This is a genomic window from Pantoea sp. CFCC18179, from assembly GCF_059412405.1.
In genome coordinates this window covers 15,458-27,936 of record NZ_JBNBPM010000024.1, presented here as the reverse complement: position 1 = coordinate 27,936, position 12,479 = coordinate 15,458, and the positions used below count along the sequence as shown (strand labels likewise).

Here is a 12,479-nt window from a genome sequence, read left to right as displayed (position 1 = left end):
TGAACAGGGCACGGCCCCGGAACGGCACGCCACGGTGCCGGGCCGGTCCTCAGCGGCCACGTCCTTTTGTGGCCAGTGAACGCGCGGGCGAGAGCCCGCTGCAGGGGTTGACCTGGCCGTTACCATCAGACCCTAGCCGGCAGGCCCGAACCCCGGAGGGATTCGGCGGAGCTTACCGGCAAGGCCGGTTAGCGCAGTGGGGCTGACGACCCGGCGACGCCGGGGAGCCGGAGGGGGCCATCAGGCTGATGCTTCTCATTTCATTGTGCGTATATATGTGAGGCTAGAAAAATTTCTTTCGATAAAGATACAATAATGGATGAGTCAATCTATTTGAGCCTCAACTAAAAAGTAAAATTTTAATCAACTGCTTTCACGTGCTTTAAGAAAAAAGTTGTCTAAAAAGCCAAAAAGGCAGATGATTTCGTTGCTACGTTAACTAATTAGGGATTATAAATGGCTGCAATTGCAACTTACTTACCTGAATCGCAAATTATTACATTATCCAAGGACTTCCCAGCACTAGAAGACCCTAATAATCCCGCCGGATTCACAAACCCCATTCAGTTCTCTTTCTTTTTTCATGAGTGGATTCATTTCCTTCATAACATTTCAACTATAAATGGCTTTTCTCTTTTTTGTACACAGTTAATATTATGGAATAACTTTCGCTGGACAATGGAAAACCAAGACTTTTCTCTCGGCTCAAGTCATATTAAGCAAGAACTTATTGAAAATAATAAAAACCACTTCAGCTTTATTATTTCAAATAGAAAAAGAAATACATGCACACTACCTAGCACTGCTAAATGTAAAGACATATACTTCGATACATATGAAATAGAGCTTTTTAAGTGCATTGATGGTCAGGTTACCAATACCTCCCTAATAAAATGCAAGCTGAGCTATAATAATAATAGCTATGATCTTGATATAGGCCTGCTTGAGATTCTCGAATCTGTCGCTTACATGCTAGAGTCAAAATGCGCAGAGGAAATGAATGCTACCCCGCAAGAATCTCCATTTTATCCCTATCATACAGTAAATGGATTAGCAAAAAAGGTTGCACCATCATTAACTGGCGATGATTTAATTTGTTGTATGTTAGCATCATTACAATCAAATGATTCACCACGAGCCTTATTGAATTTATTAATAGAAATGGAATCCTTAGAAGCTGACTTCAGGTATGAAAAGTTAGTTTTGCATGTAAAAAATCAGTTAAGTGAACTGGAGAACAGAACAAACCTCTCTATTAACCAAATAACCAATATTTTCCCTGTTAACGAACCTATGGGGAACTTCATTAAATTAACGCTTAGACGCATAAAAAATAACTTGGGTTTTAGGACTCAAGATCCATTCCTTGAGTTTAATATAATTAAAAAGATTGCAAAAAACCCGTTAGAAATGAATGATATTATTCGCAAGTTTGGCGGTTGCACTATAATCCAAAAAAGAAATAACGATCCCGAAAGTCCAGAATGTGATGTTATGTACGATTTTGAACTACCAGAAAATGATGAGTCAATTCTTTTTGGCTCCAAAAAACTGAACGCTTGTTTTCATTTTATATTGTTACATTACAGACCCTCTGGGGAAATATTAAAAACAGAAGACTTACCAAGCTTATCGAGAAATAGATGTCCTTTTTACACTGTTTGCGGTGCATCTCTGCGTGTTTCCAATAGCGAAATTTGCAACTTAACACCCTGGAAATCAATGTCCTGCACTTCAAATGAGGGATGTTATTACGCAGCTGCGATGATAGGCACTAATCCTCCTATCAATTCTGTTTAAAACTTAATTTATAAATATTTATTGGCTCCATTTAGCTTCGCTAATAGTCCAAAAAGATCTCAAGTCAGCTGTTAGGTGAGCCTTGCCGTTTGCCATCAGACCCTAGCCGGCAGGCCCGGAACGCTTCGCGGTCCGGCGGAGCTTACCGGCAAGGCCGGTTAGCGCAGTGGGGCTGACGACCCGGCAGAGCCGGGGAGCCGGAGGGGGCCATCAGGCTGTTCATGCCGTTGACCTTCTGGAGAGGAAACCGGTGAAGCAGCTGCAGCACAGAACGGGGATTAACAGTAGAAAGCTGAGAGAGAAGACCATGATACAGNAGGCTGTTCATGCCGTTGACCTTCTGGAGAGGAAACCGGTGAAGCAGCTGCAGCACAGAACGGGGATTAACAGTAGAAAGCTGAGAGAGAAGACCATGATACAGCGTTCCGGAGAGAGAAAGCGCAGTCTAAGGGAGAATAACCGCCGTGGCGGCGAAGCCGCCGCAGCCGTTATCAGCCGCCGTTGACGTTTTCGGCCCCAGCTGGCGGCACTAATCCGGCCCCGCTGGCGCGAAGCCGATAAAGGCAGGCAATTAGGCATCAATGCGGACAATCATTGTTGAAACGTCCGTATATGCGAACGTCCCGCGCGGCAGCACCTCCTGATGCGTCGCAATATCCTTAAATTCCCGCTGCTGACGCGGACCGTTTGCGCAGACCGCCACCAGGTTACCGCCCGGCGCCAGCATTTTCAGCGCGTGCCGGATATGCTTCAGATCGTCGCCGTGGCGAAAAGGCGGATTCATGATAATCCGGTCATAAACAGCCTGGGGGGCGCAGCTCAGAAAGTCTGCGCAGGTCACGGCCACTTCAGGAAACGTCGCGCTGAGATGCTCAGCCAGCGCCGCGTTCATCTCCACGCACTGGCATATTATCCCCGGCATGGCCGCAAGCACGGCACGGACAATGGCGCCGGTCCCGGCGCTCGGCTCCAGCACCCGGCAACCCGGCCGGACATCGGCCAGAGTGACAAGCTTCCGGCACACCTGATCGGACGAAATAAACAGCTGAGTATCTACATGCACCCGGGCCACGGGCTGCAGGCCGCTGAGTTTCTGCTGCATGTGCGCAATTCGTGCGCTGAGTTCGGTACGCATTTCACGTTCTCCCGTGCCAGCAACGCCGGCACTTTATAAAGTCATCTGTATATACATAACCTCCCCGGCGCCGCCGGGGAGCACTGGCTCTTAATGCGGCACCTCTACCGTTTTCATATCGGTGATGTAAACCGGCGACAGCGTGTAGCCCGTGGACATCACCCGGCGGATGCGGTAAGCCTTGTGATCCTCACCGGCCGCAACCCCTTTCACCTGCTTAAAATCGCCGTGCGTTTTGCCCCATTGCTCCTTAGTCATGTGCTTAAAGCCCTCCCCCGGATAGTTCACAATCGGCGGGCGCTTCGCGGCCACCTTCGCCGTTTTTGCTTCCTCTGCGCTGGGCGCTTTGTATTCCGTAATGCGATCGGGCGTGATGGTGATGACGGCGCCGTTTCCCCGTGACATGAACGAATATTCCGGAGTAACCAGCGAGCTGATTTTTCCGCCGCTACGGTTTACGCGGATGATGGTCAGCCACTCCCCGCGACTTTTAACCTGGCCACCCGGTACCATTTCGGTATCTGAGGCCAGCACGCCGCCGTGTTCGTCCAGCATGGCGCGCTCGTAGGCAATGCGGTTGCGGTAGTGCGCGGCCCAGCGGCTTAAGCGCGCGATGGTGCGTTCATGGCACGGAATGCAGATGTCCCGAGCCTGTTCGGCGGTAATAATGTCGTCTTCGAGGGCTGACCAGATGCTGCGGCTGCCTTCATACTGGCTTTTCTCCGGCGAACGCGGGTACTTCTCCAGGGTAAAGCAGCAGTGAAGGTGATCGACGCCTGCAATAACAAGCGCCATTGCCCGGTCAAGGTTCGCGGACGACCAGAGTTTGATAAATTTCTGCACGTCCTGAAGCCGGCGCTCAGCCTTACGCAGGTCAGCCTCAATCTTTTTAATACGGCGCCAGCGCACGTCCGGGCGCTCCTTGTAAGTTGCGTGACGCAGTGATGCCTCTGCCCGGCGCTCCCAGTATTCCGAGGTTTCAAACAGATTGACCGCGCGGCGCATGCCGTTTTCAATCTTCTGCGCGTGCTTGCGGGCGCGGCGCTCGCTATGGTGTCCGACCAGAATCGGCTGGCCGAAGGGAATGGCCGAAGCCAGGCTGTCTACTGCGGCCAGCGCCTGATCTGACTCAACGGCGCGCTTTTCGCTGTACTCTTCAAAGCGCTCCGCGCGCTCCTCCTGGCGGTCAAAGAGCGACTGATCTTCATCCTCAATTTCGCCGGCCAGCTCGATCAGCAGGTCTTCGCGATCGGGCGTCCACATTGGCGCAACAAAAAGCCCCTGACGCGGCGCATACTTAAAGCCCGCATCCTTCACACGCTTATACGTTTCCTCATCAAGACGGTGCAGCGAATACAGGCGCAGCTTGTTGTCATCCGGCGAATACGTTGCGCGGTAGTTTTCGCAGTTAAAAAGAGATGATTCTTTAGATTCTGAAGCCGTGGTGTTGACGTTCTGCTGTGACATGTTGTGTCTCCCGTGTGGTTTAAGTGATGTTTCTCTGAGTTCCTCGCCGTGAGGGCAGAACAGGCGCGCGGGCATCAGGCTGAACGCAGGGGGAAACGGCAAAGCCGCAGCCCGCAGGGACCGGGTGCAGCCGTTTAGCTGCGCGACCCTTGCGTGAAGACGCCCGGGTGCCAGGTTTCTGCACGGCGAAGGGGCTCAGGGAAACAGAACACAACGCGGAAGGATGAACAGGGCACGGCCCCGGAACGGCACGCCACGGTGCCGGGCCGGTCCTCAGCGGCCACGTCTTTTGTGGCCAGTGAACGCGCGGGCGAGAGCCCGCTGCAGGGGTTGACCTGGCCGTTGCCATCAGACCCTAGCCGGCAGGCCCGAACCCCGCAGGGATTCGGCGGAGCTTACCGGCGCAGCCGGTTAGCGCAGTGGGGCTGACGACCCGGCAACGCCGGGGAGCCGGAGGGGGCCATCAGGCTGTTTATGCCGTTGACCTTCATGGACAGAAAAACGGAGAAGCAGCTGCAGCACAGAAAAGGGATAAACAGCAGCAGGAAGCAGAGAGAGAAGACCGCGAGACAGCGTCCCGGAGAGAGAAAGCGCAGGCGAAGGGAAAGAGACGGTGCGTCAGCACCGTCTTTACCCGGCCCGCAGGGCCGCCTGGGTTTTATGTGATGTCGGCAACGTATTAATGCGGATCAGAACGAAAGCAGGATTAGGCAGGAGGGACCCTGCCTGTGTTTATGACTTACGGACGAAAGCTCAGTAGCCTGGCTATCAGCCCTCTGGGAACTTCCGGACAGGCGGGCGTAAAGAGCGGTGCAGCATCCACGCTGGCGCGTATCGCCAGCTCATCGACCACATCATTCCATGCCCACTCTTCGTCATCAGGCTCTGACACCACATAGCAGCGCAGCGTATGGCCAGAGGCCGCTGCAATGCTGCGCGCGAGATTCAGCAACCAGGGTGCACCTTCGCCAGGGTAAGCGTCAGTAATGAACTGCCCGTTAATGTAAAACGCCTCTGCGCCCGTGTTCAGCGTTATGTGACAGCACTGGCCCAGCACACGCACGATTTCATCCTGCGATACCGGAAATGCATTACTCATCCCTTTCATACCTGACTTCCCTGTAATTTTCTGACCGTAGCCATAAAGCATGGCCAGTCACTGAACCGCATCGCCGGCATGCTGGCAGGTCTGCCCTCGCGGTAAGCCTGCGCAAAACGCTTTGCCTGCGCTTCTACTTTCTTACTGTAACGCATCAGTTAACTCCTTCGCTTCTGCTTTAACCGGCGCGTTTGCTGCCGCGCCGGTGCTTCTGACGGCATGACTGCCGTGTTTTACCAGTCGTACGTTACAAAGCCCGGCTGAATGTCCGCGTCGCGGTCGAAATGAAACATGCGCGTGCCAGATAGCCTTGAGACCGTCTCCAGCAGGTAACATAGGCTTTCCGAAATGCCCTGATTACGCAGCCACCGGAGCCTGCCCCCGTCTGCGTCGAGACAGATAAGATGTCCATATCCCGTATCGTGAATCCACATCCATGCCCCATCCCCTTTCTCTGAACGACGGGCGAGCCAGTAAAACAAGCCGCTGTCATCCTCAGTCATGTGCGCGGTGCTCAATATCAGGCATTTTTCGATGCCGGAGGCTGCCTGTCCTTTACCCCATCTTTCCGAGGGTTCCTGAGCGGCGGTGTTGACGTTCTGTGTGTGCATTCCGGTTCTCCTTTAGGTTGGTTAACTCATCTCTCGTCGGGACCTTTCGCGGCAAAGGGCGTGCACGCGACGGCGATCGGACAAAGCAGGGCCGGCGAAGCCGTACACTTCAGCCTTGCTTTTTCCGGATGACGGTGCGAAACCCGGCCCTTCGCGAGAGAGCCTGTGAGAGATGAACAACCTTACAGAGAGGGAATGCGCACACCCGGCGCGCCGTTCAGGCGTGACGACATGAAAGCGGCGGCGGTCGTATGCCGGCGCGGTGAAGGCGCGGGCGCAGGCCCGCTGCAGCAGTTATCTGTTAAAGCCATCAGACCCTAGCCGGGAGGCCCGGAACGCCACGCGGTCCGGCGGAGCTTACCGGCTCTGCCGGTTAGTGCAGTGGGGTTGACGACCCGGCAGCGCCGGGGAGCCGGAGGGGGGCATACTTCTCATTTTATGGCTTTACGACTTCACTGAATAAAGGTGTCACTTGAATAATCGGGCTTGTTCTTTGTTAACACTACCAACGTATGAAGCTATACCTTTTTTTTCAGGCGGGTGCGAACTGGATATATAGGCTTGCAAAAAATCAACAATCCTTTTAGCTGATATACGCAATGAATTTTGGCTAAGTTCTAAATTAAATACATTCACGGTTGTTGATGGAAGCTGAGTTTTAGACCGGTTTACCGTATAACCTGACTTAATCAATGCTTCATTGACAGCTTTAAAAGTTTCTTCCAGCCTTCCTAAATCATTACCTGAAAGAAGGATGTCATCCATATAAATACTTACAGATACATTACCTGATTTACTGATGTTTTTAATAAGACGCCCACAAAAGGATTGATGGAAACAAAAACTTGCCAGAATTGGTGACTGTGGATAGCCATATGGAATCACATGCTTCAATCCATTGCCGTTTTGGTTTTTCACGGTTGATAACTTAGCGATTTTTCTCGCTTTGTCATAGGGAATGAAATTGCCTAGCGCTCTTGTTATGCGACTTTGACTGGTGGCGCCAAAAAAATCCTGTATGTCGATCAATGCAAAGTATTTTTTCTGGACATGATGATTTGCAGCCGCAACATGACCACCTTCTTTCAGGTGAAACATATAGAGAGGGGATCTCCATTTTGACCTGATATAAGCGTGTATTAGCTTTCCTTGCTTTAATGTAGCCTCATTGGGTATATAAACCCAGCGGCCCGGCTTTATCTCAAACTTATGAAGCCATTCATTTTCTGTATTCATAAAAAAACAAGTAGTTAGGGACTATGTTGAAGAGGCTCAACACCTTCTCAACGAAAGTCCACGACTCGTTGATAAAGGCCAGGACTGCTGTAGCAATCCCGAGCACTTCAACTAAGCCGATTTTATGTTGTTTAGACATAGATCGTTCTCTCTATACATTCCTGACGATTCTTAGCGCAAGCGCATAGCCCAAACTAATAACGCTACGCCCCCTTAAGAGGCGATAAGAAACCTTTGGCAACCTCAAGTAGCGAGAAGCAGCGTATAGCAGCCCACCGCGACGAACGGTAACCGTCGGTATGTCGAATAACGACGAGTACAGAGAGGCCGGATAACCGGCTAACGTCAGGAGTGTATAGATTACACCTTGAGTAAAAGATAAGGAACTGTTTAGCGTTTGCGAGCTCCATAAGCAACACGGCCTCACTATACATCCCCTAACTCCCGGCATCATTGCGATGTAATCCGTTGAATTATAAATAGTGGGCTCTTTTTTACATCAAAAAAAAGACGACGCCGTGAAGCATCGTCAAAACGGATTTGCCATCAATGTCTATCCCTGGTGAAGGACCTAGATACTATCGACGCTACGGCCTTAATCATTAACAGGTCTGACCGCTTGGCGTATTTATCTCCGGTTATTCCGTCAGGGCACGCTGGCGCCACACCCACGTCATGTCCAGCAGATCGTTCACCTGTACGCCCCGGCGCCGCCAGTACGAGTACCATTGCCGGTATGTGCGAACAGACTGGCTGGCTAGCGCCGTTTCGGCCTCACAGATGAGTTTTTCCTGTGCCTCAGCCAGATACATCATCGCCTGCGGCGTTCGTTCTGAAGCCGTACGAACGGGCCGTCCGGTGATCACAGCTAGGCTGTGCAATATGGGCACCGGCACACCTGCCCTGCTCTTTGTGAGTGACTTCCCTGCCGGTGCTGAAACCTCTGCGGGGCATGGAGCTATATTGTGCAGCCTGCAGGCCTTCAGCCACTGCGTATGAAAACGTGGCGCCACTGACGGCATCATCATGACTGTATTCATGCGAGCGCACCCTTTCTGCCCAGTACCGCCACGATTTCCGCTGGCGTAATGCCTGCAGACACCATCTCCTCAATACGCGTCAGCAGCCGGCCGATGGTTTCCGGCGCAAACTGTTCGGTGTTCAGAACGTACAGCCCGGTGTGATCGGGATTTATCCAGATAAGCCCGTGCCAGAACGGAGATTCGCTGCCCGGGCTCAGGATGTCGAGCGTGACGAGCGGGTTTTTCCGGTGCGTCAGGCGCAGGTGAACCGGGAACACCCCGCCCCACTCTCCCCGGCATTCGCAGTCGGTAAGCCAGGCTTTGCTGAGCTGCAGGGCGTTCAGCACGGCCCCGCACAGCCGCCGGCGAAATTCCTCGCCGCGCGCGCTGTAGGCCTCAAAATCGCCCGGCGTGAAGGCCTTAAGACGTTGCAGTGTCACGCTTTCATCGCGTGTCATTTCGCTGCCGCAGCAGCTGCGGTAGCCACCGCGATGGCGACCGTAGTACGTGGAAGACTTGCCGTTACGAATTTTTTCTTTAGACTGAGTCGCTGACATATCGGATTCCTCATAATTTGATTGTCATGCCCTGCGCGGAGTTACAGCTCCGCCAGGGCAACCATTCCGGCCTTTCCGGCCGCCTTCCTGCTTTGTTACCTGCTGTTTCACCGCCGCCGCCTCGCGTGAGCGAAGCCGCGTAATCGCTAGAACGGGATGTCGTCGTCAAAATCTGCCGGCGGATAGTTACCCTGTGGCGGTGCCTGGGGTTCCGGCTGCGGCTGACTGCCCTTGCCGCCCTTGCCCCCTTTACCACCGTTACCAGACGCTGCAGGCGCCTGCTGAGGCTGACCGCTCTGCTGGCCGCTGAACTGCTGTCCGGTCTGTGCGCCTGCGTTGCCTCCACGCCCGCCCAGCATCTGCATGGTGCCGCCGACGTTCACCACCACTTCTGTGGTATAGCGATCCTGACCGCCCTGGTCCTGCCACTTACGCGTGCGCAGCTGGCCCTCGATGTAAACCTGCGAACCTTTCCGCAGATATTCCCCCGCTACTTCGGCGAGCTTTCCGAACAGCACCACGCGGTGCCACTCTGTGTTCTCTTTATTTTCACCCGTCTGCTTATCGCGCCACGTTTCTGACGTGGCCAGCGTGATGTTTGCGACCGCGCCGCCGTTAGGCATGTAGCGCAGCTCCGGGTCCTGTCCCAGATTGCCGACCAGGATGACCTTGTTGACGCCTCGTGAAGCCATGTTCGTTCTCCTCATGCAGTTGGGTTTTAACCACGTCACCCGTTGAGTTTCGGGAGCCGCGGTGTTGACGTTTTGTGGAAATCGGCTGGTTTTTTCCTTCGGTATTCACTTCACCCGTTTGAGATCCTTCGCCGCGAGGGCGTAAACCAGCGCGGGTGACGGCAGACGTCCGGGGCGACGGGGACATTTATTTCCGGTCTAACGCAGTGGCCGGAAATAAATTTTCCCGGCGTTCACTTCACCCTGGACGGCCACGGCGCCTGTGCTTGTCTCAGCCCCGGCGAAAGGACTTAAACCGGTGAAATCCGGCGGAAAAGCACAGCACGATGCAGCAGCAACGGCGGCTGAGCGGCAGCGAAACGGCGTTGCGCCTCAGAGCGGCGGCGAGTTCTTGCCGTCGCGGTTCGCGCCAGCCACGGGCTGGCTGCAGGTCCCTTAAGGTCCCGCTGTCTGGTTCTGTTTTAGGGTGTTTGTCTGCGGCAGGATGCCGCTATCTGAATGCGTCAGTGCAGGCCCGTGCGCCGCAAGCGGCAGGCAGTACCGGGCTGGTGTGAGGAAATAATGGTTTTCATAACAAGCTCCCTGTTTATGTAGTCCTTCAAGTGAGCACTAATCATACACATCAGGGCCGTGATAAAAAGGTTGCTGACAGGTTTTCAGATGAGCGCCAGCACGTAATGCGCTGTTTTTACAGACATCAGACCCTAGCCGTCAGGCCCGGAACGCCTGCGGTCCGGTGAAGCTTGCCGGCTTTGCCGGGTAGCTGAGTAGGGCTGACGACCCCGTCAGGGGAAGCCGAAGGTGGCCCTTATCCACATCTTTTCTGCACATCCGGCGCATAAAGCTGTTGATAAACGTCTGCAGGCCGCGTCAGCAGAAGCCTGAATGGGAGAGGTTAAATATTGCGCTGTCGCTTCGCTGTAACTCTATATAAATCAATGGTCCCGAATAACCAGTACGACAGTGCTGCATCTGCCATCTTGCACCTTGCGTTAAGCCAGTTAATACTACTGTAAATACATACAGCGCTTTGACAGGGATTTTTGCTATGTTTAACGCCTTTGAGTTGATGCACCCGGCGGACAATCCGCCGCCCAGCTTCAGGCCTCTTTTCCTGGAACGTGTGCCCTGCGGGTTTCCCTCCCCCTGCCAGGACTATGCGGAGCAGGAGCTCGATCTCAACGAATATCTTATAGCCCACAGGGCAAGCACCTTTTTCCTGCGCGCGCAGGGCAACAGCATGCAGGACATTGGCCTGTATGACGGCGACCTGCTTATTGTCGATCGCTCCCTGACGCCGGAGCACAACGACGTGGTTATCGCCGAGCTTTACGGCGAATTCACGGTAAAGCGCCTTTTGCTTACGCCGATGGGACCCGTTCTGCAGCCTATGAATCCCGCCTATCCCGTTATTATTCCGGACCCGGACACGCTTGAGATCTTCGGCGTAGTGGTGCACTTCGTGCATACCCCTCGCAAAAGGAACTGACATGTTTGGCCTGATTGACGTGAACAGCTTTTACGCCAGTGCGGAGAAAGTATTCCGGCCCGACCTGAAAAATGCGCCGGTGGCCATCCTGTCGAACAACGACGGCTGCGTTATCGCGCGCAGCAAGGAAGCCAAAAAATATGTGAAAATGGGCGATCCGTGGTTCAAGATAAAGAATCAGCATTTCCCTGAGAAAATACATATATTTTCAAGTAATTACGCCTTGTACCATTCAATGAGCACGCGGGTAATGTCCTGCATCGAGGAGATGGTGCCCCGGCTGGAGGTGTATTCGGTTGATGAAGGGTTCTGTGACTGCACGGGCATGGAAATGGCTATGCCATATGAGGACTTTGGCCGCATGATCCGGGCGCACGTCAGGACCTGCACAGGTCTGACGGTCGGCGTAGGGCTTGGGCCAACAAAGACCCTGGCGAAGTCAGCACAGTGGGCCGGTAAGGAATGGCCCCAGTTTGGCGGGGTGCTGGCGCTTACGCCAGCCAATCCCGGGCGGACCGAAAAGCTGCTGTCCCGTCAGCCCGTGGGTGAACTCTGGGGCGTGGGTTCCCGGCTTGAAAAACGCCTGCAGCTGCTCGGCGTGACAACGGCGCTTGACCTGGCACGCACCTCCCCTTCTTTCATCCGCAAGAATTTTGGTGTGGTACTGGAGCGAACGGTACGCGAGCTTAACGGCGAATCCTGCATCCCGATGGAAGATGCGCCCCCGCCTAAACAGCAGATAGTTGTAAGCCGCAGCTTCGGCGAGCGCATCACGGAATATGATGCGATGCGACAATCCGTCTGCGCATATGCAGAACGCGTGGCGGAAAAACTTCGCGAAGACAGGCAGTTCTGCCACCACATCTCTGTGTTTATCCGCACCTCCCCTTTCGACACCGGGCAGCCTGGCTACGGCAACACGGCGTTTGTGAAACTGCGCGTGGGCACACAGGACACACGTAACATCATCGAGGCAGCGGTGAAATCGCTGGATACCATCTGGCGCCCGGGCTTTCGCTATGCGAAAGCCGGCATCATGCTGAGTGAGCTGCGGCCGAACGGCGTGGCGCAGCTCAACCTGTTTGACGATGAGGCGCCGCGCGCCCGCAGTGAGGCTCTCATGAGTCTTATGGATTCGATGAACCGCTCCGGGCGCTACAGCATAGGCTTTGCGGGTAAAGGTATCGACCCTGACTGGAAGATGAAGCGGGAAATGCTGAGTAAAGCATGGACGACGAACTGGAAAGAGCTACCAGTTGCAAAAGTATGTTAAAGGTACAAATAAGGTACTTAAAGTGTACATATTAAGTACAAATAAGACATTGATTATGTCTGCCTAATAAAACTGACAGTGCTTAGTTTTGCGCGCTT

The 12,479-nt window shown here is 53.7% G+C and carries 10 protein-coding genes; 3 read left to right on the top strand and 7 right to left on the bottom strand.

From position 1 onward, the window contains the following. Nucleotides 1-456: 456 nt before the first annotated feature. Complete coding sequence (locus ACPUC7_RS23690) at nt 457-1,800, top strand: hypothetical protein (protein ID WP_494924791.1); 1,344 nt, start codon at nt 457-459, stop codon at nt 1,798-1,800. A 571-nt stretch (nt 1,801-2,371) separates the two neighbouring features. Here ACPUC7_RS23690 and ACPUC7_RS23685 read toward each other — a convergent pair. The 7 genes from ACPUC7_RS23685 to ACPUC7_RS23655 all read right to left on the bottom strand — a co-directional run bounded on the left by ACPUC7_RS23685 (nt 2,372) and on the right by ACPUC7_RS23655 (nt 9,619). Then, complete coding sequence (locus tag ACPUC7_RS23685; RefSeq protein ID WP_494924790.1) at nt 2,372-2,935, bottom strand: methyltransferase; 564 nt, start codon at nt 2,933-2,935, stop codon at nt 2,372-2,374. A gap of 90 nt (nt 2,936-3,025) precedes the next feature. Next, nucleotides 3,026-4,402, bottom strand: a complete 1,377-nt coding sequence (locus tag ACPUC7_RS23680; protein ID WP_494924789.1) for a DUF3560 domain-containing protein — start codon at nt 4,400-4,402, stop codon at nt 3,026-3,028. A gap of 739 nt (nt 4,403-5,141) precedes the next feature. Continuing rightward, nucleotides 5,142-5,501, bottom strand: coding sequence for a hypothetical protein (locus ACPUC7_RS23675; RefSeq protein ID WP_494924788.1), 360 nt, complete (start codon nt 5,499-5,501; stop codon nt 5,142-5,144). Nucleotides 5,502-5,734: 233 nt separating this feature from the next. Beyond that, nucleotides 5,735-6,112 carry a DUF5983 family protein gene (locus tag ACPUC7_RS23670; RefSeq protein ID WP_494924787.1) on the bottom strand — a complete coding sequence of 126 codons (378 nt, stop codon included), beginning with the start codon at nt 6,110-6,112 and terminating at the stop codon, nt 5,735-5,737. Nucleotides 6,113-6,580: 468 nt separating this feature from the next. Next, a complete protein-coding gene (locus ACPUC7_RS23665) occupies nt 6,581-7,348 on the bottom strand; it encodes a reverse transcriptase domain-containing protein (RefSeq protein WP_494924786.1) in 768 nt (255 codons plus the stop codon). A 1,036-nt stretch (nt 7,349-8,384) separates the two neighbouring features. After that, nucleotides 8,385-8,927 (bottom strand): conjugation system SOS inhibitor PsiB family protein, encoded by a 543-nt coding sequence (locus tag ACPUC7_RS23660; RefSeq protein ID WP_494924785.1) that lies wholly within the window; start codon nt 8,925-8,927, stop codon nt 8,385-8,387. 146 nt (nt 8,928-9,073) lie between these two features. Continuing rightward, nucleotides 9,074-9,619: a single-stranded DNA-binding protein gene (locus ACPUC7_RS23655; RefSeq protein ID WP_312119175.1), complete on the bottom strand. Its 546-nt coding sequence runs from the start codon at nt 9,617-9,619 to the stop codon at nt 9,074-9,076. Between the two features lie 1,048 nt (nt 9,620-10,667). Here ACPUC7_RS23655 and umuD point away from each other — a divergent pair. Both umuD and umuC read left to right on the top strand, forming a co-directional pair. After that, the gene (gene umuD / locus ACPUC7_RS23650; protein ID WP_494924784.1) at nt 10,668-11,108 is read left to right on the top strand and encodes a translesion error-prone DNA polymerase V autoproteolytic subunit; all 441 of its coding nucleotides are present in this window, start codon (nt 10,668-10,670) and stop codon (nt 11,106-11,108) included. Nucleotide 11,109: 1 nt separating this feature from the next. Further along, nucleotides 11,110-12,381, top strand: a complete 1,272-nt coding sequence (umuC, locus tag ACPUC7_RS23645; protein WP_494924783.1) for a translesion error-prone DNA polymerase V subunit UmuC — start codon at nt 11,110-11,112, stop codon at nt 12,379-12,381. Nucleotides 12,382-12,479 lie beyond the last annotated feature (98 nt).